The organism is Vreelandella boliviensis LC1 (genome assembly GCF_000236035.1).
Lineage (GTDB): Bacteria > Pseudomonadota > Gammaproteobacteria > Pseudomonadales > Halomonadaceae > Vreelandella > Vreelandella boliviensis.
Window position 1 is genome coordinate 81,466 of the sequence record NZ_JH393258.1, and the last position, 24,286, is coordinate 105,751.

Below are 24,286 nucleotides of genomic sequence, written 5' to 3' on the forward strand. Positions count from 1 at the left end.
TGGCATTTAGCAACGACCAGAGAAATCTTCGTGGCCTTAGTTATATATCGGTAAATGTCAGAATTTCTTTAGGGCCACAGAAAGGATTTGATTAACACCAACGCTGCCTGCAGTACCCGCTTCTAAAACCCCACCCGCTCGTTTACTATGCGCCACCCTCAATCTTTCCATTGCCACTATTAGGTCACCATGCCCGCCAACGCCCTCTATACCGACCTTTCTGGCTACTATGACTTGATGTGCGCGGATATCGACTACCCAGCGCAAAGCAACGCCATTTGCAGACTGCATCAGATATTCGGTAACGGCGGAACCACGCACCTGGATTTAGCCTGTGGCACCGGCCCACACGTGCGCCATTTTATAGATTTGGGCTATACCAGTAGCGGGCTTGATATCAATCAACCCATGCTGGATATTGCCGCCGTGCGTTGCCCGGAAGCTCAGTTCACCTTACAAGACATGAGTAGCTTCGAAGTTAGCGAACCTCAAGACTTAATCACCTGTTTTTTATACTCGATTCACTACAACGGTGGGATTGAGAAGCTCACGGCATGCATATCCAGCGTGCATCGCGCACTAGCATCCGGCGGTATTTTCTGTTTTAACGCGGTCGATAAAGACAAAATCAACAACGACTTATTTGTTAAGCACACCGCCAAGCAGGCAAGCGATGTGTTCACCTTCCGCTCTGGATGGCACTACAGCGGTCAGGGCGAAAAACAGTCACTTAGGCTTAGCATTGAAAAAGCCAATGCCGACGCTACCCAAGTATGGAACGACGAACATCCCATGGTAGCAGTCAATTTTGCGGAGTTAATCGCCCTGCTGACGCCTAACTTTGAAGTGCACGTGTTTGAGCACAACTACGATACCATCAAGCCCTGGGATACGACCGCTGGAAACGCTATTTTTGTCTGTGTGAAGAAATAAACCTGACTTGTTCCTGAGAGACACCCTTTGCCGTGGTGCCAGCGAGACAATACTGCCCATAAATGGCCGAATATGTCCCCTTTGTGACCGGCTAACGCATCGTTGGCAGAATACGTAACAGCTAATCTGTAACCTCACTTCCACACGATGAGATTAGCCATGGCCCAGCCTAAAACCGCACTATTATTAATTGATGTACAAGCCTCCTTCCCCGCCCGCGATTACTGGGTAGAATCGCTGGCTCAGGCGTGGCGGCCCAAACAACGTGCAGTGCTAAATGCCGCACAGGCAAACAACATTCCCGTTGTGCGCATTCTGCATGAAGAGCTTGGCAGCCAAGGAGCTTTTGACCCAGATAATGGCCTGATACGTCCGCTTGATGACTTTAACGATGAAGTAGCGGTTACCTATCATAAACGTGTTCATAACGCCTTCACCGATACCTCACTTGAAAGTTGGTGTCGAGAGCGCGGCGTTGAACGGCTGGCGATTAGCGGCATTCGCACCGAACAGTGCTGTGAAACAACTGCTCGTGTGGGTTCAGATTTGGGGTTTAGCGTCGACTTTATCAGCGATGCTACCCTAACCTTCCCCATGACACGCCACGGCATCACCTGGACAGCCGATGAAATTAAGGCACGCACCGAACTGGTACTGGAAAGCCGCTTTGCACGTATTATCAGTACACATGACATGATCAACGAATGGCAAAATACGCGTGAGTGAAGAGCAACAAACTAGCCAGCTGCAATCTGCAAGAGCTAAAACCTTGCGGATTGCGGTGCTAATGATGCCCGGCCAGGTGCCGCTCGATTTGATTGGCCCGCTTCAAGTATTGCAGTGTGCAGATCGGCTCTCTATAGACGTTCAGGTGCGCTATATCGGCCCCAAAGCAGCCATGCAATGGTTAGGGCCGCTCACTCTTAGCGGCATTGACTCCTTGCCTGAACAGCTTCCTCCTCAAGATTTACTACTTATTCCCGGACAATACCGCAATAGCCTTGAGCCATTGGCGCAACAAGAGTGTGTCGGTTGGCTCAAGGCAAACGCCCGCTATGCGGATACGCTAATGACCGTTTGCTCCGGCACGCTATTACTTGCGGATGCGGGTCTATTAGAGGGGCGACGCTGCACCACCCATCACGCTCTCATCGAACAGTTACGCCTTAAAGCCCCCAGGGCAAAAGTACAGAGCGACTGTATCTTTATTGAGGATGGGCGCTACTTAACCAGCGCGGGGATCTCAACCGGTATTGATACCATGCTCTACTGGCTTACCCACGCGTGTGGACACTCGCTGGCCCTGGCGGTTGCAAGGGAGATGGTGCTGTATCTGCGTCGCAGTGGTCAGGAACCTCAACTGGGCGCCTGGCTTGAGGGTCGCAATCATGTGGATGAGCGGCTGCATCGCGTTCAAGATGCCATATGCGCCGCGCCCTCGCAGTCCTGGCGTATCGAAACTGAATCGCCCCAGGTTTCGTAGACACCTCCAGGCCTTATACTAAAGGTATCTAGGAGGAACCATGAGCCATCCCCGCTACACTGAAGAATTCAAAATCGAAGCCGTCAAACAGGTGGTAGAGCGCGGCCATCGCGTGGCCGAGGTCGCTGAGCGGCTAGGCGTGTCAGGTCACAGCCTGTACAACTGGATCAAACGCTACGATAAGCCGGTAGAACAACGACAAGAAGAGGATGATTTACAAGCTGAGAACCGGCGTTTGAAGGCTGAACTCAAACGCGTATCAGAAGAGCGCGATATATTAAAAAAGGCCACCGCGTACTTCGCCAGGGAGTCCGACTGAGGTACGCGTTTATTCAAAATTATGCGAGCCAATATTCGGTACGTCGCTTGTGTCAGATGATGGCAGTGCATCCCAGCGGTTACTACGCATGGTGTAAAAAAGCGCTCTCTAATCGAGCTCGGGAAGATGAGCGCCTGCTGGGATTGATCAAGCACTCCTGGCTTGAAAGCGGCGGTGTATATGGCTATCGCAAGGTCTACCAGGACTTGCGTGAAGCTGGCGAAGCTTGCGGCAAGCACCGTGTGGCGCGTCTTATGAGTAGGGAAGGTTTACGCTCTCAGACGGGCTATCGACGGCGCCCTGGCGGCTATGGCGGTGGAAAACCGGCTGTTGTATCCCCTAACCATTTAGACCGTCAGTTTGAAGTAAAAGCGCCAAATGTTGCTTGGGTGACAGACATCACGTACATCCGCACTTACGAAGGCTGGCTTTACTTAGCGGTAGTTATCGACCTGTTTTCTCGTCAAGTGGTTGGCTGGTCGATGAAGTCTCGCATGACTACGGAGTTGGTACTGGATGCCTTGTTATCAGCAGTCTGGCGACGCAAGCCACAAGGAACGGTGATGGTGCATTCGGATCAAGGAAGCCAGTTTAGCAGTGGAGACTGGCAAAGCTTTCTGAAAGCGAATCACTTGGTAGGCAGCATGAGCCGACGTGGTAACTGTCATGACAACGCCGTTGCTGAAAGCTTCTTTCAACTTCTCAAGCGAGAGCGAATCAAGCGACAGATTTATTCAACACGCGAAGCGGCTAGACGTGACGTGTTCAATTACATTGAAATGTTTTACAACCCAAAGCGCCGACACGGCACAAGTGATAACTTGTCACCGGTTGAGTATGAAAGGCGTTACTTTAAGAGCCTAACGGGTGTCTAGAATACTCGGGGCGATTCAGGCGTAAAAAAACCTCGACGTTAAGCTGAGCTCTCAACTTACTCATCGAGGTCTCCCGCATGTCTACTCGTATATCTCAACAGTCAGTGTATCGCCTTGTTCCACGCCTAGCTAAACACTTGACCGCATTAGGCAACGTTGCCTCAGACTCAACGGTTGATCGCTCGATAATCCACCTAGTAAACCTGCGTGTTTCGCAAATTAATCACTGCTGCTTTTGTCAGCACATGCATTCGCAAGAGGCCAGAGACGATGGCGAGCACCAGGTTCGCCTGGACGTATTGCCTGCGTGGCGTGAAGCTCCCTGCTTCAGCACACAAGAGCGCGCCGCACTCGCCTGGGCAGAAGCGCTCACACTTGTCAGCCAGCAAGCTGTGAGTGACAACGACTATCAAAACGCCCTAGATGCGTTTGGCGGGCAGGGGCTGATTGACCTCACCGCCATCATTGTTCAAATCAACAGCTGGAATCGAGTATCGGTGGGCTTTCAGTTTGCCCCCGACATCAGTATTTAAACCCGGTGAAGCACTTGAAAGTAATATTGCAGACAAGGAAATAAAATGAACAGTGAGACGACGCAGCGTCAACAGCTACCCAATCTACTCGATCTCTTATCAAGCTTATTTTTCTTCTTTGGCAGTCTTTTATTTCTTCCCGCAGGCGCGATCTATGCAACCGTAGGCGTATGGTGCTTTGTGCTGGGGTCACTGACCATGTTTATTATTTACGCAATGAGTTTGAGAAATGCTGGTAAGAAGTGCGGCTAATTGATTCAACATTGGACGTTGATATAGCCGCTGGGGTTTAGCTACCCAGCGGCTGTAAGAGATGTTAATCGGCAATTTCTCTAAGCAAGATTAATGATGTTAGCTCTTCGCCTTCAGTGTCCAGCATAACTATCAAATACTGGCCGCACTCACAGCATAGTTTTGTGGTGTACTCCACTGCTGTGACGTTAACCGATACAACCTCACTGGACGGCCATGGAAATCATGGATGTTGAACGTAGAAAACCCTGCTTTTGCTGCAACCTTAAGTGACGCAATATTCTCAGGCTCAATAATCGCCACCACCGACGATAGTTGCTTTTGACTAAATGCATCATTGAGCACTGCTTGCACTGCTTCAGACGCCAGACCTTTACTCCAGTACTGTTTGGCTAGCCGATACCCTAAACCGATCTCCTCAACGCCATTTACTTCTTCGGTACCGACACCGCAAAAGCCGACAAGCTTACCGGAACCCTTTTCTACTAATGCCAACGGCCCGATACTGTGAGAGGCATAGCTCTTCAAACACCATTCAATAAACTGTTGGGTCGCCGCTTCATCGCAAACGCCACGGATCGAGTATTTCATCACCTCAGGATCGCTGAGGATGGTGGTCAGCTCGGGAACATCATCTAGGGATAATGTCCGTATCAATAGTCTTTCCGTTTCGCAAGTTTGCACCATTTCCTCCTTGTTGATGATGTTCTCGGTACATGCTAGTTCCGAACACAATTCATTGTCGGGAGGCTTATCCTGAAAACTCAACGATGGCTTCAATTTCTACAGCAAACCCCTTCGGCAGAGATCCAACACCAATGGCAGAGCGTGCATGCTCACCGCGCTCACCAAGCACAGTAACAAACAGATCGGAACAACCGTTGATGACTTCAGTGTGGGAAGTAAAGTTGGGATCAGCATTGACCATACCAAAGATCTTCACAACACGTTGAACCCGATCAAAGTCTTCCAGAGCTTCTTTGATGAGCGCGAGGAGATACAAGCCAACCTCTTGAGCGTAGGCCCGAGCCTGCTCAACAGTCACTTCCTGCCCCACTTTTGGGACAGCCACTCCCTCTTCTCGTAACGGAGCGCCTTTACCTGACAGATAGAGCATATTGTTCGAAATGGCATAGGAACGAAAGTTGCCCCTTGGCGTGGTAACGACGGGTAGTTCCAAGCCCAATGAGCGGATACGCTCTTCTACGGTTGATTTCATTACAGAAGCCACTTCTACCCTATTAAGGGTTAAAGATTTAGTCGATAGAATTGCTACGCTTATTCTATGAACTCAGGACTCAGAGTTTGAAGCGTCCTGATTTGGCCGCAACTGAAGCTGGATGCCGAGCAAAAAATTGCGCAGCACCTGATCTTTGCACTCGCGATAATTTTTGTGGCTCGGCTTGCGGAAGAACGCACTTAATTCATGGTTACTTAGATTGAAGCCTGCCAGTTCAAAAACTGCCAAAATATCTTCAGCCTTTAAATTCAGCGCAATGCGCAGTTTCTGGAACACCATATTGTTGTTCAGCTGCGCTTCTGGCGCGGGCTGAGGGCCTTCGCGCTTGCCACGCTTAAAGCTAATAAAGCCGTTCAAAAACGCCGCCAGCTCTTTGTTCTTCATGGTGACAAAGGCGTCGTCTTCATCCTTTTTCAGCCAGGCAGTTACCTGCTCTTGAGCCACGCTGACCTCTGCCAGGGCGAAAATATCCACAATGGTGTTATCTTTTAAATCAAAGGTGTAACGGATGCGGCGAAAAATATCGTTATTGGTCAAAATAGTGTCCCTAGTCTTAGGCAAACCCAGCACAATCAGGCTTTATGTGCATCTACGTTTATCGTGAATCTCATTAAAACCAGCAGCTTAAAAAATTAACCTGTGGTCAGCTTTTCAAGCAGCTCATCAATTTCGTCTTTAAGCTCGCCATCTTCAATTTTGTTGGCAGTGGTTTGGGCATTTTTAAGATTGCTGATAGCGGCGTCGGTCTGGCCCAGCTCAACTTGCAATTTTGCCATGGAAAAGGCGATGGACGACATATGGTCTTTCGAATTAATCGCGACGGCTTTTTCGAAGGCTTTTTCGTAGACAGCCAGCGCCTCATCTAGCTCTTCAGTAAAATCAGCCAGCGTTTCCCACTGCTCTGGGTGATCTTTATCGCTGTTCTCGTTCTCGGTGCAAATGGCTTCTAACTCCGCATAGAGCGCATCGAAAGCCTCCCTATCTTCTTTATCAGCAGCCTTCATGAGCTTTTCGGCAAGTTCGTAAACCGCCTTGTAAATTTTGGTACTAATCATGAACGACTACCTTTTCTCTATTTAAAAACAGTAACAAGTAAACAAACCTGCTAAAAATCAACGTTTGTAACACAGCCACACCACAGTGGCCGGTGACATTATACCCTTTGGGGATGGCTCTACGGGCGATCATTTTACGGTTTTATGGTGGGGTGTTAATGAGCGCCCATCCTTGGGCTGTTTGCGCACCTTTTTACCGAACTCTGCTTGTTGCTGCCCTTCTCTACGTGGCTGATGCCAGAGCATCACGGTTTAAATTCCGTTCCGTCGGGATGTCACTCAGGTACTCGACAAACTCCACTTCAAACCCGGCCGGATCGACAAAGTATACGTTTTTGCGAAATGGCTCTGTAGCACCAGGTTTGGCAATGGCAAAACCGGCGTTATTTAACCTGGCGACAACGGCATCAAGGTTATCGGTCACGTAAGCAAAATGGGCCAGCCCAACGCTGTGGCCTTTCAGATCGCGGTTCTCCCCTTCGCCATGATCACTTAATGCCAGGTAATGATCATCGTCTCCAAAGTGGATCCATTTGCGTGGTTTGCCATACCACTCACCATGGCCTTCATCGCGTATCCGCCAGTGCGGGAAGACTGCACGGTAAAAATTCAGCATGGCATCCATATCCGCAACCACCAGATTAACGTGTTCCAAGTACATAAGCGTCTCCTTGCGTTAAGTGAAATGGCAGAATAAAACCTCAACTTAACTTGAGGTAAAGTGGTTTTTGCGAAAAAATGGCAAAAAAGATTCAGGGATAAGAAATGGCGGAAGCGATTTGGAGTGTCGGCAAGGTTGCCAAGCGCTGCGGAATTAACGTCAGCACCCTGCACTTTTACGAGCAACAAGGGCTAATTCACAGCTGGCGCAATGCGGGCAATCAGCGCCGTTATAAACCAGAAGTGCTAAGGCGGATTTCGGTGATCAAAGCCGCGCAGAAAGTCGGCGTCAGCCTGGAAGAGATTAAGCAAGCCTTTGAATCATTACCCAACAACCGCACGCCGACGGTTGAAGACTGGCAGCAGCTTTCAAAAAACTGGCAGCAGATGTTGGATGGCCGGATTGCCTACCTACAAAAGCTGCGCAATAACCTGGCGGGCTGTATAGGCTGTGGTTGCCTGAGCATGACCAGTTGCCCGCTCTACAATCCAGACGACAAACTGGCCGAATCAGGCAGCGGACCAGTACTTCTGGATCAGGCAGAGCAAAAAGCGAGAGCCCAACAAGAGCCAAACGCTAGCTCATAGTCCTCACTAGTAGCCCGCCATAATAGCCATCAGGCTAACCTACACGAATAAACCACTTGGGCTTGATGCGCCCGAAGTCGCGGCGAGTGTTTGTTTTCAGGGCTTTTTTGGAATCCAGCACCACTGTCTCCTGCTCATTTCTGACGAACACCACCCAATGCCAGAAAGGCTTGCCCTGCTCCATTCGCCATTTGATGGCCAACAGTGCTTTGTCTGGCAGACTCTCCCAGGTATCGAATGGCGTCTCCGTGGGTGCAACCGCTATACCCAACGCACGTAAAAGCTTTCGGACGTACTCGGTGTCAGACCAAAGCGCTGAGTCTTCGGCATAGATACCCAAAGCATTGGCTGTCTCTTTGGCCTGGGCATAGGTAATGCCTGCAAGTACCGCACATGACGCGATGCCACAGCCGGATATTTCTTCTTGAATGACGGGGTTCATGTGGTTATTAATGCTCCGGTTGTCCATGTCCTAAATGCTTTTACCTAACTGCTTTCACTCGCTTATACCCCAATGCCTGGATAGCCAATACATCAAGCTACTCTCTCGGGGATGCCGAATCAGGCCTCTCAGTTGCTCCCGCCTTCCGTGATTTGTTAGGCAGAACACGTATAGCCGGTGGTCTCTTGCTACCCTCGAACTGCCGAGTAAGCTGCACACAACCATTAAGGTTATAATCGCAGACTAAGCCAAACCCACTCGACTACTGAACGCCAAGCCTCAGGGCCATTACTGTGAACACCCTCCATCGAAGTGAAAAAAATCGAGCCAAGCCTGTTCGCAAAGGCCTGCACCCGAAGAATCTACACAACCAAGGCTATGACTTTCCAGCTCTGGTAAAAAGTCACCCTGCACTAGCCCCTCATGTGAAACCGAATGCTCATGGAGAGCTTTCCATCGATTTCGCAGATCCATTGGCAGTCAAAACGCTCAACGCCGCGTTATTAAACCGATACTACAATATTGTCGGTTGGGATATTCCAGAGGGCGCGCTTTGCCCTCCCATCCCGGGCAGAGCCGACTACATCCATTACATAGCCGATTTATTTGAGCTTGAGCATGAACAGCCCCGCATCAAGCTGCTCGATATAGGAACTGGCGCCAACGGCATCTACCCGCTACTGGCATGCCAAATTTACGGCTGGGAGTGTGTCGGTAGTGACATTAATACTCAGTCGCTTGAGAACGTCGCCACGATTATCGCCAACAATCCCACGCTCAAAGATCGCTTCACGCTGCGCACGCAGCACGATAAAAACCATATGTTTGAGGGGATCATTCAACCTGGGGAGTTCTTTGACGTCAGCGTATGCAACCCGCCCTTCCATGCCTCGCTCGATGAAGCCCTTAAAGGGAGCCAGCTTAAACTCAATAACCTTGCGCGTAGTCGTGGTAAACAAAAAGCAACAACCCAATCGCCTACGCTGAATTTTGGCGGGCTGGGGGCAGAGCTGTGGTGTAAGGGGGGCGAACAGCTGTTTCTGAAAAAGCTCATAAAAGAAAGCCAGGTGTACTCAACTCAATGCCGCTGGTTTAGCAGTCTGGTTTCAAAAAGCGACAATGTTAAGCCTGCCATGAAGCTGATGCGTAAGCTGGGTGCCGTTGATATACGGGAAATAGACATGAAGCAGGGAAATAAGATGACGAGGGTACTGGCCTGGACATTCAACTGAACCGTTTCCAAGGTTTCGCACAAAGCCAGCCTCATCTGCTCCAACACGCTGTTTTCATGAATATTAAGGAAACTATCAGGCAGCTTATTATGTCGTTCACCCATTCGATCCCAAGCTGCGTTCACTGCAGCCGTTGCCAGAAGGTCGCCTGACCGCAACGCCCCGTGGCGTCCACCAACACCGGCGCCTTGAACGAACCCAGTGTCGAATAGCGTCTCAGTGGGTGTAGCCGTTACATTAGCGTGCATAGACCGGCCTTATGCAGGTTAATGGTGGAATTGTGAAGCCAGGCATGGGCATCTATCGCTTCAATCGGATTCAGCGGCCGGCTGCTTTTACTTTATACTGCCTCATCTTTTATTTTCGACACACCTTACGACGATCTGTCAGGGCGCCTTATGCCATTTGCAAAACTAGGATTATCCACTCCTCTTGTTCAAGCGATTACCGAACTAGGCTACAAAACGCCAACGCCCATCCAGGAACAAGCAATTCCTGCCATTCTTTCGGGTAACGACTTAATCGCCACTGCACAAACAGGCACAGGCAAAACCGCTGCCTTTGTGCTGCCGCTGCTAGAACGGTTCAGTAACGCGGGAACGCTACGCGGTAAACGCATCCGTGCGCTGATTCTTGTGCCGACCCGTGAGTTAGCGGTTCAGGTCGAAGCCAATGTGGCTCAATACGCTAAACACACGCACCTAACCTCGATGGCGATGTATGGCGGTGTGGATACCGAAGCTCAAAAAGAGCGCCTGATCAAAGGGGTGGATATTCTGGTCGCCACGCCGGGCAGGTTGCTTGATTTGGCGCATCAGCGTGCGCTGCACTTTGATGAACTTAAAGTCATGGTATTGGACGAAGCGGACAGAATGGTCGACATGGGCTTTGTCGACGATATCCATAAAATCATAGAGCGCCTGCCTGAAGACCGTCAGAACCTGCTGTTTTCGGCCACCATGACAGACGACGTTCGCGCACTCGCCTACGATTTTTCAGATAGCAAGATGACCGATCTGGCGTCTGAAATATCCATTTCCCCCAACATCCGCGCCGGCGCTAATATCAAACAGTGGCTAATCACCGTCGACAAAGACACCAAGTCCGCCTTGTTGAGTCACTTAATTAACGAGCAACAGTGGGATCAGGCGCTTATTTTTACCGAGAAAAAACACAATGCAGCCAAGCTTGTTGCTCAACTGGAAAAACGCGGCATCACAGCGGACTCCATTCATGGCGATAGAAGCCAAGCGATGCGCGAAAAGATTCTGGCTCAGTTCAAATCTGGCGAATTAAAGTACTTGGTCGCTACGGGGGTTGCCGCGCGTGGTTTGGATATTGGTGAACTGAGTCGTGTGGTGAATTACGATTTACCTTTTAAGCCTGAAGAGTACGTCCACCGCATTGGCCGAACCGGCCGCGCGGGTGCCTCAGGTGAAGCCATTTCTTTAGTCGACATGAGTGACTTTAAAAATCTTTGTGCCATTGAACGACGATTAAAAAGCACTATTGAGCGCAAAGAGATTGCAGGCTTTCCGGTTCGAAAAGTAGTACCCGAGTCAAACTTAAACTTTAATAAACAAAGTAATCGTTAAACCTTACCAAAGAAGCTCACCTCCCTGGATTCTTAAAAAAACAAAGGTGAGCTTCTTTATTTAGCCGTTTCACGAGGCGGGTAAAAACCCATCTAAAAGCTCGGCATTCGTGGGATATTTATCCAATAACTCCAGCAGCTTCTGCGCTCCTTCTACTGGCTTAAGCGTGGTCAAACCTCTACGTAATGTCCTTACTTTTTCTATATCTTTTGCCTCAATCAAAAGCTCTTCTCGACGGGTACTGCTTTTGGCAATATCTATCGCCGGGAAAATCCGTTGATTGGCCACATCCCGTGATAACACCAGCTCCATATTGCCCGTGCCCTTGAACTCCTCGAAAATCACCTGATCCATACGGCTTCCCGTATCCACCAGCACGGTGGCCAGAATGGTGAGCGATCCACCGTTTTCGATCTTTCTCGCGGCGCCAAACAGTTTTCGTGGTATTTCCATCGCACGGGAATCCAGCCCACCCGACATAGTGCGACCATTGCCCCGCTGCTCGGCATTATGAACGCGCGAGAGTCTGGTAAGCGAATCGATCACAATCATCACATTATGGCCTTTGCCTGCTTGCTTACGCGCGGTCTCAAGCAGCTTATCTGCCATATTGACATGGTGTGTGTAGCTTTCGTCTGAAGACGATGCATGCACTTCTGCCGACACACTGCGCTTGAAATCGGTCACTTCTTCCGGGCGCTCATCAATAAGCAAGGCATACAGCTTTATGTCAGGATGAGCCTCGGCCACGGCCTGGCAGATATGTTTTAACATCGTCGTTTTGCCAGAGCCTGGCGGCGCCACAATCAACCCGCGTTGCCCCATCCCAATGGGCGTAATCAAATCCATCGCCCGCACCGTGCGCTCTTGAGAGCCAGGCGCTAAATAAATGCGTGGGGAAGGATGAACAGCGACGCCATTTAAAAAACGTTTTTCGGGATCATCAGGGAATTGATCTTCAATTTCGTCGTCGGGCTTGTCATCTACCTGTTTTTTCGTCTTCAGACTTAGTGTTTTTCTCGTCATAATATTGTTGGGTCGCCTTGAAAAGCCTGAATTTATAGAATAACTGCATCATAGGCCAGCCTACCGGTCGCAGCGTTGCGGTGCTTGGCATGGGAAACGGATAAGTCTAACTTGTACTCAATAAGATTATACACTGCGTGCTCAAAGCTACCGGGTTAGTGCTGATTTTAGTAGTGATCACCACCAAGGCATTTTGATCGTGGTTACAAGTCTTGAAGCGCGGCATGCTGACCACTCCTCGTTTGTTTTCAGAACCTAGGCGCCTGGGGGACTATGCCTCAACGCTAAGGTAACCGACACCGGAGCGTCAGCGGAGGGAACCAAAAGCGCCACGCTTTTGGAGTCCGGTTGACCGCCTGGCTAACGCTGATCCTCTTTAAGGTAAATGCCAAAGACATAGCAAGCTAATGTGGCCAGAAGGTACCAAGCCGATATTCCACCAAATATGCTCGCCACCAATACCAACGACCCAAAATTGAAGAAGGCGGACGCAACCTCATCAAGACTTAATCCACAAAACTCTTTTATGCGCTTCTTCTCCAACTGCTCTTCGCTTTTGTGGCCAAAGAACGAAAACAGTCCGAATAGGATAAAACCAGCAAAGAAAACATACGCAAAGGACACTGGGTTTATAAATTGTTCGAGAATATCTACCGGGAACGGGCTGGTGGGCGGGTTACCTCGGAGAAGGTGAGCAATACCAATCACCAGAGCAATACATAGCCAGAGCAAAAAATTGGCAAAAACCTGCTTGTATTTCTTTTTTACTTCCATTTACCTCAACTTCCTATTGCTTGTTCCAGAACGAGTTAGCGCCTGGGCTCAGCCGCTGGCTTGGAGCTACAACGGAAAACCGGTCAACTGCAGCCATTGGTTATACTGCGACCTAAACCGTGATTTTGGCCCAGAATTCTCGCACGTCCTTCAAGATTAATTTCTTGTTCTTGAAGCGACGTGTGGCGTCAGCGGCCTCTATGTCGCCGAAGTAGTAAAACACTATCTCATCAATCTTATCGTTCTCATTAATCTGTGTGAATAGGTGCCCGTCATTGTTAGGAGAAAGCCCAAGAACCGAAAGCTGCCCCGATATATGTTTCAGGTGATCATGTGGATATTGTTCACCATGTTTGAGGTCTGGGTTTTTCAACTTGAGTCGAATTGCTTCCTTGAGACGCTTCAATGACACATTGGATTCATCCATCTCCTCGATCTGTTTCTTGATGTTTGGATCATTATTGTAGCCATCCACAAATTTTTGCATTGCTCTATTGGCGCGTGCAGCCTCATCCATGGAAGACGACTTCAGGTCGCCCACGTATGACACCAAGCATGTCGAGTATAAATGGGGATAATTTTCATCCATTTTCTCGCCATCTAGTAAGTCATCCTCCAATTGATTGCGAAAACTATTGGGATTATACAACTCACTAAGCACTCGAAACGAGCCGTGTAGGTGAAAGACTTCGCTGCTCGCAACAGCATCAATGTTTGAGTCATAGTTAGTCGTAAACAGGTATCCGTGATTGTTGAGCCAATCGACGAATCGAGCCGGGAAAGATTCATGGTAGGTTTCAATCTTGCCACCGTTAAACACCGAATCCAGAATCATTCGCCGCAAGACACTGCGGTAATTGAACCGTTCTGGATTTTGAATGCCGAGTTTGTTGTGGGTGAGTTCAAAAAGAAGGAAATAGTCCTCGAATCCGATGTCGGTAAGATCGTATTCACGTCCCCTTTCATATCGGGCCTTGAAATCCGTCAGCGAAGCGCGATCGTAAGTGGTGAATACATATTGGTCATACTCACCGTTCAGTGCCTTACGATGCTCGCGTTGAAGTTGCTTGACGAAGTCGGCGCACTCCTTGGGGTAAAGATGAGCCGGAAAATTTCCCGAACGTATGTTGTCAATCGCTCGTTGGATAATGCTGCCGTTCAGGTAGGCAGTTCCTCCGAATTGAATTGCAACTCCATTTCCAATAAGCGCACTCTTCATATTTCTTCCAAGTAGGATAACGTCAAAATCAGTCGACGGCATCGGCAGTCGGCTGCATTTTATTGCTATGTGGATCTAAAAAGACACTCGCCGCGCTGTCAACTGAAACTTTTAACGACAGAATGGCAGATTCAAGGAGTTTGATTATAGCGTCCGTTGAAATATTGCTCTCATTTAATAGGTGCAATTGATTTACTATTGCTTCCAAAGAAGGTTGACTATTTACAACCTCGAGGTTTTTTTATCAACTGAAGAAGTTACAAGCACTGGCATTAATGAAGATACGACAAGACCAATTATTGTAATTCCAAGAGCCATACGAGTATATTTTAATTGGTCACCCATTGAAACAATTTCGTTTTCATGCCTCAGTTCTTCATCTGTTTTAAAGCCATTTTTCTCCAGAAGCCGGAGAGTTTCTGAAACAAATATTTTCTTACGAGAATATTTAAATATCAAAGGCTTTAGATCATCATCAAGGAATTCACATTTCGTATATTTATTATCAGCCCATACTTCACCAAGGATTTCAAGGTTAAGCTCACCTACAAAATATGCAAGCTTTTCATTCTCTAAGCATTGGAAAAGAGCAACAATTGTAATAAGTTTCTTAGTGATATCTTCATCGATGCGATTTATCCAAACTACCACATTTTGGTTTAGCGCTTGTGTCTCTATATGAATAAATACGTCACTTTTACCTTTAAGTTCGATATAGCAATTTTTGGGTAGCTGGGTGGCACCATAAAAAGAGCCAATTATATTTCCCAAAACGTTCAGATAGCCTGGCGCATCCTCAAGTTCTATCATTTTCCGCACTAACTGCTTCTCAAGATCGCTAAAAGCTCTCATTGGAATCCTTAATATATACCGAGGCTGTAGAAAACCCAATTTCGAGCAGTCTCCGTCGACTGTCATTCTAAGCTATTTACTCTACCGAACTTATTTTCAGGCTAAGTAATAATATATATCTTATTATAAGCCCACAGTAGGACTAATAGAAGATTTAAAACAGTGTTTCGAACCCTTTAACTCTTTCGAAAGTGCTTTAAGAAGACCGGGTGCGGATTCTCTAACGAACGCAATTTGCGTTTTTGTAATTGGCTCACCATGCACTGCATAATTGCATACAGAAATTACTTCCGTCACACCATGCAAAACTTGTTTTGAAACAGCTTCGCTATTTTGCAAATCATTTAACATCCTACCAACTGAGTATCTACGGCGATATTCACCTTCATATCCGGCATACTTTCTAAGTAAATTTTCAAAGGAAAGTCTCACCTTGAACATTTCAAGATGAACTGGATCCACCTCGAAGTCCTCTTCAGAATCTTGAGAAGTAGCGATGCCCATTTTCCTTAATGTTCGCTGAATTTCTTGTGAGATATTAGGAATTTCTGAGTCTTTAGGAGGGTTTCCTCCATTTTGAAAATAGATCTGATTGCTATTGGCATTAACTACATCAATCGACGATTTTATTTCTGTCTTTAATATAGAGAGTTGGTGATTGAGGTCTTTATTCAAGTCATCAATTTTCTGCTTTAGCTTTACTCCAAAAATATCCATCTCTTGGAATATTGGTGCTAAGCACACTCCGACCCATACCAAAAAAACAACGACGTCAAAGTAAGATGGATTACCTTCTATCAGACTGGCATAACGACCAAAAAGGTAATAACCAATTAAAATTACGAGTACGCCCCACCATACAGTTTTGAAATTATCTGAATTTTTCATTTTTCTCCTAGCTTGAATGGAACGTAACGGTAAAGCGAAGCAGTCTCGGATGAAGCAGCTACAATGCAATCAGAGTAAACCTCCACGCTGAAGATACTCCGTTTTTTTATCTGGCATAGGAAAGAACTCTACACATTTAAGATATCTATCACAGGAAGGAATTAAAACCTCTTTAATATCGCCAGAAACACAGCAAACGACTTGATTTTGAAATACTTCCTGAGTATGGGCAGCAAAAGTGTCTTGAAAATGTCGGCTCAATTCGTAACTGGGAGGAATTTCTGGGAAACATTCCTTTAGAAAATATGGAAAGCGACCTCCATCATTTTGTTTTGGTATCACCAGCCCAATCAAATTTTCAATTAGCGATACTTTAGCCCTATACCGTTGCCCCACATTGGGACGACTAAAGTGCCAGCAATACTCACCAGCATAATATGGATCACAGGAAAACCACTTATTTCCAGTTATCGAGCTAGATTTGACATTGACCCCCTTATCCTCTGCATGACAGCCGTGGAACAGCTGACCACTGATTTCAATCCTGTCCCATGTCTGAATCGAGTGTAGTAACAAATTTGAAAGCATTAATTTTCCTTTGTATAACAGTGATTATAGTCCGCTGCACAACACTGCTTACTGGACATCCGCGTTTACTTGCATTCCCTAACCACTCATGAAGTTCTGTTCTCTAGGGCGTCAACCTATCTGCTTTGGAGAGATGTCCGAAATTCATTGCCCGCTCGCTTTTTACTCTATTCATAAAATTGGCTGAGGTCACGCAGCTTTGCAGAAAAATGTGCTGGCGCAGACATTGGGCAGCTGGCGCTGCCTTCGCGGGTGCCTTTTGGCTCGTTCCTCGCCAAGCGTTACACCGCGCTACAAATTTGCAATATTGTGATTTCAATGAGTTTTAGTGCGTGGTGAGCGTAACACCCTCGCAATAGTGGCCTGGCACTCTATTGGGCTGGATGGTTTATGTGGCAGGGCCATCGCGCGCTGAAGCGCCCTCCCACAAGTTGAAGCGAAGCTTGCAGGAGGCGCTGGGGTTTAGGCTTTCAGGACGTAACGCAGAGTTTCAACCACTTGGTCAGTAGTGGTGCACCAAGCTTGGGCACCGGCATCGACTTCTTTCAGCGGGTGAATAATGTCTTCGCTGTGCAGGGTGATGTAAGGCTTGGCTAGTGCTGCGCAGTAGCCTGCGTCGAAGGCGGCGTTCCACTGTTTGTATTTGTCGCCGAAGCGTACAACAACCAGATCCGCTTGTTCGATCATGGTGCGGGTACGGATGGCGTTGACCTTGGATGACTGATGGTCGCGCCAGAACTGGCTGCTCTGCTCGCCTAGGTGGTCGCCTGCGGCGTCACTGGCGTCGTGGTCGGTGACAGGGGCGGTAAATACGATGTCCAGGCCTGCTGCGTCAGCGCCGCGCTGGATTTCTTCGCGCCAGTCGGTGTGGATTTCGCCGGATAGGTAAACGTAAAAGCTCATGAGGTGCTCCTTGAGTGTAAGCAATATGAGAAAAATTGATCCTTTCTAGAAAGTTTCGGGCCTGAGCAAATGAATGTTCCGTTATCCCGCGTTATCGACGTGGCGCCTTGCCGTGTCGACTCGTTCGATCAGTTCATCGACCAGCCGATTCTTTCGTCTTAAATGCTTGAACGATATATCGCCTGTAACCCAGTTGATTCTAGCCGGGAGGAAAGCAACTTCATTGGTCGAGTGATCCCGAGCACTTGGGTTTCGTAGCGTCAGTGTCACTTTATCGGGTGACACCATGGACTGATAGTTAACGTTCATCACATCCTTTAAATACACTATCTCTTGCTCTTTTCCGTACACAAACGTCAAGCTGTCACCATTGTCATACACACGGTTAGCTACACCTGCATAAGACCTTTTAAACGAATGAGCCATAAAAACAATCATGCCAAGGGGGATAAATATGGCTATTGTAAAGCCACCCGCATGGTACAAAAATGACAAAGTCATGAAGCTGGTCAAGGTTAACCAGATGACAGGAAACACCTTGCGGCTGAAAAGGGCTGAACGGGAGATAGTACGCAAATCTTGTTGCATCGGCATAATTCCATTTAAGTGCACCTCAAAGCCTATCAATTATTCAGGTTATTTAGAATTAGTGTACAGAAAACCGCCCCATCCTCTCAGGCTTATAGCAGAGGTTTACGGGCCAGCAGATAAATATCCATAATCCAGCCGTGCTGTTCGCGCAGTTCGGCGCGGCGTTGGATGATCTGGTCGCTGACCTCATTTAGCCAGCCTTTGATTAGGCACTGTTTCTCCATGCCCAGGTAAGCGCCCCACCAAATGTAGGTATCTTCAGGCGGCAGCGTGGTGAAGGCGCCGCCGCTATCGAGCATGACCGCTACCGTGGCAGCATCGCTTGGCCAGCCGCGTTCGCGCAGGCGGCGGCCGGTGGTGATTTGTACCGGCTCGGCGAGGGCATTAAGGGGAATTTTATGCTCGGCGGTGAGCACCTGCAGGCTGGTGATGCCTGGCACGACTTTTACCTCAACCGCCCTGCCCGCATCGCTTAGCCGCTGGGTGATACGCAGGCTACTGTCATAAAGCGAGGGGTCGCCCCACACCAGCATGCCGACCCGCCCGCCGTTGGGCAGGTATTGATCGATTAGCTGTGCCCATACGCTGGCAATGGCCGCGTGCCAGTCGTCTACTGCGCCCAGGTAGTCATTACGGCTATCCCGGCCATCATCACGACTGGGTAGATCGAACTCGACGATATTGGTAGTCACCGGCGCTTCTAACAGCCGTTCGCATAGCAGGCGGCGCAGGTCGAGCAGGTCTGATTTGGCGTCGCCTTTGCGGGGCAGCAGGATGACATCGGCGCTGTTCAAGGCGCGCACTGCTGCCAGGGTGACGTGGTCAAGGTTGCCGGTGCCGATACCAATCAGTGACAGCGTGATCATGTTTCGCTCTTATCCGTGGGTGTGGCAAAGGGCGAGTCCGCCGACTGGGGGCGAAAGCGGCGGTCATAGCCCACCGCGTAGAGGCTGCTCTCATCGAAGTCTTCGCTTTCCAGCACTGGCCCCACCAGAATCAGCGCGGTGCGTTGCATGGTGTTATCGATCAGCGCTTCTATGCTGGCGAGCCGCCCCCGCACTACCCGCTCATCGGGCCAGCTCGCCCGCCATACAATCGCTACCGGGCACTGTTCGCCGTAGCAAGGCGTCAGACTTTCCACTACCTGGGCGAGATTATGGATCGAGAGATGAATCGCCAGCGTGGCGCCGGTGCGGGCAAAGTTGGCCAGGGTCTCGTCGCTGGGCATGGCACTGGCCCGCCCCGGCGTGCGGGTAAGCACCACCGACTGAGCCACGCCGGGTAGCGTTAACTCCTGGCCTAGCGTCGCCGCCGCGGCGGCAAAGGATGGCACGCCGGGGGTGATGCTATAAGGGATATCCAGCTCGCGAAGGCGGCGCAGCTGCTCGCCCATGGCCGACCATACCGAGAGATCCCCCGAGTGCAGTCTGGCAACGTCCAAGCCTTGCCCGTGGGCGGTTTGAATTTCGTGAAGTATCTCGTCTAGCGAAAGCGGCGCAGTGTTAATTACCCTGGCCCCTGGCGGGCAGTGTTCCAAAATTTGCTCCGGCACTAGTGAGCCCGCATAGAGGCACACCGGGCAGGCGGCGATTAAGTCGCGCCCGCGTAGGGTGAGCAGATCCGGCGCGCCGGGGCCTGCGCCGATGAAGTGTACTGTCATTGCGTCATTCCTCTAGTCAGCGCCTTCTGCCAGCGCGGCGGTGGCTTGGCGATCCACTGATATAATCCTTGGGCCAAGCAGCGTTGCCCCTGGCCCTGCCGCCAGTAGCGCCACGGCTTCGGCCACGCTGCCGGTACCACGAGCCTGCATACTGCGTGCCGAGTGGGTGAGCGTTGCCACAGTAGAAAGCTCGGCATCCGCCACGGCGATAACCTCAAGGCTGCGCAATCGGCCCAGCTGTTGAACCAATGGCAACATGGAGTGAGCCGCCGCCAGTTGGTCGATGGCGCCATACTGCTCAATCAGTTGATCAAGCGCTTGAACCAGAGACGCCAGCGGCGCTTCACTGCGAAAGCCAAACCCCGCTACTTTTATCTTTTGCCCCTTCATCGAACGCCCCGCCACTGCACTATCGGATAGCTGGCTTTCCAGCCCCGGCGGGTGCCGATGGGGGCAGCGCTGGCAAGCTCCAGGCGCAGCAGCTCGCCGCCTGCCTGCTGGTGCCAGTGGGCCAGCAGCGCTTCGGATTCCAGGGTGACCGCATTGGCGACGATGCGCACGCCTTTGGGTAGGCGCTGCCATAACGCTTCTAACAGCGCTTGGGATAACCCGCCGCCGATAAACACCGCATCCGGCAGCGGTGCCTCGTTGAGCATTTCAAGCGCGCTGCCCTCTTTGACCTCCAGCCAGTCGACGCCCAGGTTCGTAGCGTTAGCCCGCGCCCTGGCTGCCCGTTCGGGGCGGCGCTCAAAGCCGATGGCCTGATTATCCCCATGGGCAAGCAGCCACTCAATGGCGATGGAGCCTGACCCGGTGCCGATATCCCATAGCCGCTCCCCCGGCATTGGGGCTAATGCGGATAGCGTGATCGCCCGAACGGCCTGCTTGGTAATCTGGCCGTCATGCTCAAAAAAACTATCCAGCAGGCCGGGGGTAAGCGGCAAGGCGGGGCCAGCGCCTGCGACATGCATCGCTACCGCGACCGGGTGGGCAATATCATCGGGTAAGGCGGCATCAATACGACAATGGCGAATGCGCTCGTTATCGCCACCCAGGGATTCCAGCAGCGTTAGCTGGGAGTCGCCAAAGCCGAACCTATTCACCAGCGCAGCTAACTCGGCCGCTGCCTCGCCGTCTCTCACCAGCACCAATAAACGCCTGCCCGCATGCAGATAGGGGCGGATGCGCGTTAGCGGTTTGGCATGCAGACCCAGGCAGGTGCAGCGCTCCAGCGGCCAGCCCAAGCGGGAGGCCGCCAGGCTAAAGGTGGAAGGCGATGGCAGCGCCTGCCACTCCTCTGCCGCCAGGTGGCGTGATAAGGAAGTGCCCGCCCCAAACCAGAAGGGGTCACCGGAGACCAGCATAACCACCCGGCGGCCGCGCTGATCTAGCAGCATGGGAATGCCGTCGGCAAAGGGCACCGGCCATTCATGCAGGTCAGCGCTTAGCGGTGGCAGCAGGCGTAAGTGGCGGCGGGCGCCGAATACCACCTGGGCATTTTCCAGCGCCTCGCGGCTTGCCGGGTTTAGCCCCGCTATGCCACTCTCCCCCCAGCCTAATAGCGTCAACCAGGGAGCGTTGTTAACCTCTGCCATGATCAAAATCCTAATTCTTGGGGGAACCTCTGAAGCCAGCGCCCTGGCCAGCGCTGTTGCGAAGCGCAGCCTCTCGGCCATTTTCAGTTACGCCGGGCGGGTAAGCTCACCTAAATCCCAGCCCTTACCCACTCGCATTGGCGGCTTTGGCGGCGTGAGTGGGCTTGTGGCTTTTTTGGCCCAGGAGCGCATTACCCATATTATCGATGCCACCCACCCTTTTGCCGCGCAGATGAGCGCTAATGTTGTCGCCGCTGCTGCGCAGAGCGGGGTTAAGGCCATTGCCCTTACCCGGCCCGCTTGGCAGGCTGTTGACGGCGACCAGTGGCAGAGCGTGGGAACGGTCGATAAGGCGGTTAGCGCCTTGGCTGGCCCGCCCCAGCGTGTACTGCTCGCCATTGGCCGCATGCACCTGGCTGCCTTTGCCGCCCAGCCCCAGCACCATTACGTGCTTCGCCTGGTTGATCCGCCTGCCAGCCCGCCTTCGCTTGCTGATTATACCGCCGTGATCGATCGAGGCCCGTTTACCCTGGCGGGCGACTTGGCCCTGCTGGAAACCCAGCGGATTGAGCGCATTGTATGTAAAAATTCCGGCGGCGAAGGCGCGGCTTCCAAACTCACCGCTGCCCGTAGGCTCGGCCTGCCCGTGGTGATGATCGAGCGGCCTCACCTGCCATCTCGCCTTGAAGCTCATACTGTTGATGACGTGATGAGCTGGCTTGGCGACCACTATTAATTATCACGACGCTTAATCAGCCGAGCGCGGCGTATACACCAGCGGCGCGCCATCCCGCTCGATCAACCGCGTCTGCTGGGAACCGACGATTACCAGCGTGCGCATATCGGCCATTTCCGGCTCTGCCTCGGCTAGCGTGGTGACGCGAATCGACTCTTCGGGTGTGGAAACCGCCCGAGCGAAGATGATCAACCGATCTGGGCCGCAGGCTTCCCGCAGTAGCTCCAAGGTGCGCGCAAAGCCCTCGGGCCGCGCCTTGGAGCGGGGGTTGTAAAACGCCATGGCGAAGTCGGCCTCGGCAGCCAGGCGCAGGCGTTTTTCAATCAGCGCCCAGGGCTTGAGGTTGTCGGATAGATTGATGCAGCAGAAGTCGTGCCCTAGCGGTGCACCAACGCTTGCGCTGGCGGCCAGCATGGCGGAAATGCCCGGCAGCACCTGGATATCCAGCGAGCGCCACTGGGCATCACCGGCTTCCAAAGCTTCAAACACCGCCGCCGCCATGGCAAAGACGCCAGGGTCGCCGGAGGAGACTACCACTACCCGGTGGCCCTCAAGCGCCATCTGTAGCGCGTGCTCTGCTCGGCGAATCTCTTCGCGATTATCCGAACCGTGACGAATTAACCCAGCTCTAGGCGCAACCCGATTGACGTAGGGCACGTAGCCCACCACATCGGTGGCATCCTGCAGTGCGGCCGTGACCTCAGGGGTAATCATCGCCTCTGAACCCGGCCCTAGGCCAACGATTTTCAGCCAGCCGCTCATGGACGCCGCCCGTTGCCGTGGATCAGCACAATAGAGAAGTACGGCACGCTCTCGCCAACTTCGCTTAGTGGCAATACGCGTTGTTGGGTCATGGCGGCGTACTCGATTAGCCAGGCTTGCTCTTCACGGCCAGCTTGAGCCAGCGCCCGGCGTAGCTTGGCCAGGTTGCGACCAATCTTCATCACTACCAGCGCGTCGGTGTGGGCGATGCGCTCGGCCAATGCCTCTTCAGGCAGCGTGGCCATCAGCACGGTCATGATGTCATCGCCCCAGGTAATCGGCTGGGCGGGGGGCGGCCCCGCCGCCGACATACCGGTAATCCCCGGCACCACCGAGACCGGCACGCGGTTCAGTAGCCGCGTGTAGAGGTGCATAAAGGAGCCGTAGAAAAACGGGTCGCCTTCGCACAGCACTACCACATCGCAACCAGCCTCGGCCATCTCGATCAGCTGAGCCACGCTGCGTTCGTAGAAGGCCGACAGCAGTTCGTTGTAGCGGGGGTCGTCAAAGGGGATTTCCGTAGTGACCGGGTACTCCATGGGCAGCTCGGTTGCATCTGGTGCAATCAAGCCCTTCACGATGGTGCGGGCATGGCCGCAGCGGCCCTTCTTACGAAAATAGGCCACGTGGCTGGCGCCGCGAATCAAGCGGTCGGCGCGCACGCTCATTAAATCCTGGCAGCCTGGCCCTAAGCCAACCCCATAAATCGTCCCTTGACTCATTCGATGCGATCCGCCATGGCGTTAATGGCCGCTACCGTCACGGCGCTGCCGCCCAGGCGGCCGCGCACGATACAGCTGGGGAGCTCTGTATTCGCCAACAGCGCCTCCTTGGATTCTGCTGCGCCGACAAAGCCTACCGGGCAGCCGATAATCGCTGCGGGGTGCGGGCAGTCTGGGTCTTCGAGCATATTGAGCAGATGGAAAAGCGCGGTGGGCGCATTGCCAATCGCGACCACGGCGCCTTCAAGGTATGGGCGCCACAGTTCCAGCGCCGCCGCCGAGCGGGTATTGGCCATTTCCTGGGCGAGGGTGGGGGTGCGCTCATCGTTAAGGGTGCAGATGACTTGGTTATCCGCAGGCAGCCGCTTACGGGTAATGCCTTCCGAGACCATTCGTGCATCACAAAGAATCGGGGCACCCTGCTCCAAAGCGGCGCGGGCTTTATTGACCACATCATTCTGAAAGTGAATATGCGCGGCCAACTCCACCAGCCCGGCGGCGTGAATCATGCGCACTGCGACCGACTCTTCTTCCGCTGAAAAGCGGGCAAGCTCGGCCTCGCTGCGGATAATGGCAAATGACTGCCGGTAAATCGCCGGGCCGCTTGTTTCGTACTTATGAGGCACCCAAATTCTCCAAATAAACTAATTCGCAGTTGGTCGTCTGCAAGGCAACCGTGCCAGGGCAGGCTTCCGCGAGGGCGCTGTGAACCCATCCTTGGGCGCTACTTTTTCCATCCATGGAAAAAGACCCTCGCTACAAC

General features: G+C 51.6%; 31 protein-coding genes. 10 read left to right on the forward strand and 21 right to left on the reverse strand.

The annotated features are described in order from the left end of the window. The first annotated feature begins 189 nt into the window (after positions 1-189). From KUC_RS09535 to KUC_RS09565, 6 genes are all read left to right on the forward strand, one after another. Positions 190-933, forward strand: coding sequence for a class I SAM-dependent DNA methyltransferase (locus KUC_RS09535; protein WP_007112975.1), 744 nt, complete (start codon positions 190-192; stop codon positions 931-933). A 159-nt stretch (positions 934-1,092) separates the two neighbouring features. Then, entirely contained in the window at positions 1,093-1,659 is a 567-nt protein-coding gene (locus KUC_RS09540; protein WP_040480599.1) for an isochorismatase family protein, read from the forward strand. Next, a complete protein-coding gene (locus tag KUC_RS09545) occupies positions 1,652-2,416 on the forward strand; it encodes a GlxA family transcriptional regulator (RefSeq protein WP_007112977.1) in 765 nt (254 codons plus the stop codon). The genes KUC_RS09540 and KUC_RS09545 overlap by 8 nt, the downstream gene beginning before the upstream one ends. 40 nt (positions 2,417-2,456) lie before the next feature. Next, a protein-coding gene (locus KUC_RS09555) for an IS3 family transposase (protein ID WP_085940825.1) occupies positions 2,457-3,610 on the forward strand; the annotation gives its coding sequence in 2 pieces (ribosomal slippage) (positions 2,457-2,694 and positions 2,694-3,610; 1,155 coding nt in all). Positions 3,611-3,687: 77 nt separating this feature from the next. Then, positions 3,688-4,143, forward strand: a complete 456-nt coding sequence (locus KUC_RS09560) for a carboxymuconolactone decarboxylase family protein (RefSeq protein WP_040480600.1) — start codon at positions 3,688-3,690, stop codon at positions 4,141-4,143. 45 nt (positions 4,144-4,188) lie between these two features. Beyond that, complete coding sequence (locus KUC_RS09565) at positions 4,189-4,395, forward strand: YrhK family protein (RefSeq protein ID WP_007112979.1); 207 nt, start codon at positions 4,189-4,191, stop codon at positions 4,393-4,395. 132 nt (positions 4,396-4,527) lie between these two features. Here the strand turns inward: KUC_RS09565 and KUC_RS09570 are convergent, their stop codons facing one another. The 5 genes from KUC_RS09570 to KUC_RS09590 form a co-directional block, all read right to left on the reverse strand. Continuing rightward, positions 4,528-5,163: a GNAT family N-acetyltransferase gene (locus KUC_RS09570; RefSeq protein ID WP_244264781.1), complete on the reverse strand. Its 636-nt coding sequence runs from the start codon at positions 5,161-5,163 to the stop codon at positions 4,528-4,530. Continuing rightward, a complete protein-coding gene (locus KUC_RS09575) occupies positions 5,147-5,614 on the reverse strand; it encodes a RidA family protein (RefSeq protein ID WP_007112982.1) in 468 nt (155 codons plus the stop codon). The genes KUC_RS09570 and KUC_RS09575 overlap by 17 nt, the downstream gene beginning before the upstream one ends. A gap of 72 nt (positions 5,615-5,686) precedes the next feature. Next, positions 5,687-6,172: a YehS family protein gene (locus KUC_RS09580; protein ID WP_040480604.1), complete on the reverse strand. Its 486-nt coding sequence runs from the start codon at positions 6,170-6,172 to the stop codon at positions 5,687-5,689. A 95-nt stretch (positions 6,173-6,267) separates the two neighbouring features. Further along, the gene (locus KUC_RS09585; protein WP_007112984.1) at positions 6,268-6,690 is read right to left on the reverse strand and encodes a hypothetical protein; all 423 of its coding nucleotides are present in this window, start codon (positions 6,688-6,690) and stop codon (positions 6,268-6,270) included. Between the two features lie 223 nt (positions 6,691-6,913). Further along, positions 6,914-7,351 (reverse strand): VOC family protein, encoded by a 438-nt coding sequence (locus tag KUC_RS09590; protein WP_007112987.1) that lies wholly within the window; start codon positions 7,349-7,351, stop codon positions 6,914-6,916. A 104-nt stretch (positions 7,352-7,455) separates the two neighbouring features. Between KUC_RS09590 and soxR the strand changes: the two genes are divergently transcribed. Continuing rightward, the gene (gene soxR / locus KUC_RS09595; RefSeq protein WP_007112988.1) at positions 7,456-7,938 is read left to right on the forward strand and encodes a redox-sensitive transcriptional activator SoxR; all 483 of its coding nucleotides are present in this window, start codon (positions 7,456-7,458) and stop codon (positions 7,936-7,938) included. Between the two features lie 34 nt (positions 7,939-7,972). Here soxR and KUC_RS09600 read toward each other — a convergent pair whose 3' ends face one another. Then, entirely contained in the window at positions 7,973-8,380 is a 408-nt protein-coding gene (locus tag KUC_RS09600; RefSeq protein WP_007112989.1) for a hypothetical protein, read from the reverse strand. Between the two features lie 293 nt (positions 8,381-8,673). Between KUC_RS09600 and rlmF the strand changes: the two genes are divergently transcribed. Together rlmF and KUC_RS09610 are read left to right on the forward strand one after the other, a co-directional pair. Further along, positions 8,674-9,612 (forward strand): 23S rRNA (adenine(1618)-N(6))-methyltransferase RlmF, encoded by a 939-nt coding sequence (gene rlmF, locus KUC_RS09605; protein WP_040480606.1) that lies wholly within the window; start codon positions 8,674-8,676, stop codon positions 9,610-9,612. 398 nt (positions 9,613-10,010) lie between these two features. Next, positions 10,011-11,207 (forward strand): DEAD/DEAH box helicase, encoded by a 1,197-nt coding sequence (locus KUC_RS09610; RefSeq protein ID WP_007112991.1) that lies wholly within the window; start codon positions 10,011-10,013, stop codon positions 11,205-11,207. Between the two features lie 69 nt (positions 11,208-11,276). On the opposite strand, the gene rho is transcribed toward KUC_RS09610, so the two are convergent. The 12 genes from rho to KUC_RS09665 all read right to left on the reverse strand — a co-directional run bounded on the left by rho (position 11,277) and on the right by KUC_RS09665 (position 21,303). Next, positions 11,277-12,233, reverse strand: a complete 957-nt coding sequence (gene rho / locus KUC_RS09615) for a transcription termination factor Rho (RefSeq protein WP_007112992.1) — start codon at positions 12,231-12,233, stop codon at positions 11,277-11,279. 360 nt (positions 12,234-12,593) lie between these two features. Further along, complete coding sequence (locus tag KUC_RS09620) at positions 12,594-13,007, reverse strand: hypothetical protein (protein ID WP_007112993.1); 414 nt, start codon at positions 13,005-13,007, stop codon at positions 12,594-12,596. Between the two features lie 112 nt (positions 13,008-13,119). Next, positions 13,120-14,226, reverse strand: a complete 1,107-nt coding sequence (locus KUC_RS09625) for a hypothetical protein (protein WP_040480608.1) — start codon at positions 14,224-14,226, stop codon at positions 13,120-13,122. A gap of 222 nt (positions 14,227-14,448) precedes the next feature. Next, positions 14,449-15,078, reverse strand: coding sequence for a hypothetical protein (locus tag KUC_RS09630; RefSeq protein ID WP_040480970.1), 630 nt, complete (start codon positions 15,076-15,078; stop codon positions 14,449-14,451). A gap of 123 nt (positions 15,079-15,201) precedes the next feature. Beyond that, positions 15,202-15,966 (reverse strand): hypothetical protein, encoded by a 765-nt coding sequence (locus KUC_RS09635; RefSeq protein WP_007112996.1) that lies wholly within the window; start codon positions 15,964-15,966, stop codon positions 15,202-15,204. A gap of 69 nt (positions 15,967-16,035) precedes the next feature. Beyond that, positions 16,036-16,554: a hypothetical protein gene (locus KUC_RS19580; protein WP_141243475.1), complete on the reverse strand. Its 519-nt coding sequence runs from the start codon at positions 16,552-16,554 to the stop codon at positions 16,036-16,038. Between the two features lie 462 nt (positions 16,555-17,016). Further along, positions 17,017-17,457: a YtoQ family protein gene (locus tag KUC_RS09640; protein ID WP_007112998.1), complete on the reverse strand. Its 441-nt coding sequence runs from the start codon at positions 17,455-17,457 to the stop codon at positions 17,017-17,019. Positions 17,458-17,538: 81 nt separating this feature from the next. Beyond that, positions 17,539-18,045 carry a hypothetical protein gene (locus tag KUC_RS09645; protein ID WP_244264782.1) on the reverse strand — a complete coding sequence of 169 codons (507 nt, stop codon included), beginning with the start codon at positions 18,043-18,045 and terminating at the stop codon, positions 17,539-17,541. 92 nt (positions 18,046-18,137) lie between these two features. Continuing rightward, positions 18,138-18,914 (reverse strand): precorrin-6A synthase (deacetylating), encoded by a 777-nt coding sequence (gene cobF / locus KUC_RS09650; protein WP_007113000.1) that lies wholly within the window; start codon positions 18,912-18,914, stop codon positions 18,138-18,140. After that, on the reverse strand, positions 18,911-19,708 hold the full coding sequence (gene cobM / locus KUC_RS09655) for a precorrin-4 C(11)-methyltransferase (RefSeq protein ID WP_007113001.1): 798 nt from the start codon (positions 19,706-19,708) through the stop codon (positions 18,911-18,913). Before cobM ends, cobF begins: the two co-directional genes overlap by 4 nt. Positions 19,709-19,720: 12 nt before the next feature. Further along, on the reverse strand, positions 19,721-20,098 hold the full coding sequence (locus KUC_RS09660) for a cobalamin biosynthesis protein (protein WP_007113002.1): 378 nt from the start codon (positions 20,096-20,098) through the stop codon (positions 19,721-19,723). Then, on the reverse strand, positions 20,095-21,303 hold the full coding sequence (locus KUC_RS09665) for a bifunctional cobalt-precorrin-7 (C(5))-methyltransferase/cobalt-precorrin-6B (C(15))-methyltransferase (protein ID WP_007113003.1): 1,209 nt from the start codon (positions 21,301-21,303) through the stop codon (positions 20,095-20,097). The genes KUC_RS09660 and KUC_RS09665 overlap by 4 nt, the downstream gene beginning before the upstream one ends. On the opposite strand from KUC_RS09665, the gene KUC_RS09670 reads away from it, so the two are divergent. Beyond that, a complete protein-coding gene (locus tag KUC_RS09670; protein WP_007113004.1) occupies positions 21,302-22,039 on the forward strand; it encodes a cobalt-precorrin-6A reductase in 738 nt (245 codons plus the stop codon). The two genes, KUC_RS09665 and KUC_RS09670, sit on opposite strands and share 2 nt — an antisense overlap. 12 nt (positions 22,040-22,051) lie before the next feature. Here the strand turns inward: KUC_RS09670 and cobJ are convergent, their stop codons facing one another. From cobJ to KUC_RS09685, 3 genes are read right to left on the reverse strand one after another with little or no spacing between them, the layout of a single operon-like run. Beyond that, positions 22,052-22,801: a precorrin-3B C(17)-methyltransferase gene (cobJ, locus tag KUC_RS09675; RefSeq protein ID WP_007113005.1), complete on the reverse strand. Its 750-nt coding sequence runs from the start codon at positions 22,799-22,801 to the stop codon at positions 22,052-22,054. Continuing rightward, a complete protein-coding gene (gene cobI / locus KUC_RS09680; RefSeq protein WP_007113006.1) occupies positions 22,798-23,523 on the reverse strand; it encodes a precorrin-2 C(20)-methyltransferase in 726 nt (241 codons plus the stop codon). The genes cobJ and cobI overlap by 4 nt, the downstream gene beginning before the upstream one ends. After that, a complete protein-coding gene (locus KUC_RS09685; protein WP_007113007.1) occupies positions 23,520-24,149 on the reverse strand; it encodes a precorrin-8X methylmutase in 630 nt (209 codons plus the stop codon). Before KUC_RS09685 ends, cobI begins: the two co-directional genes overlap by 4 nt. Positions 24,150-24,286: the final 137 nt, after the last annotated feature.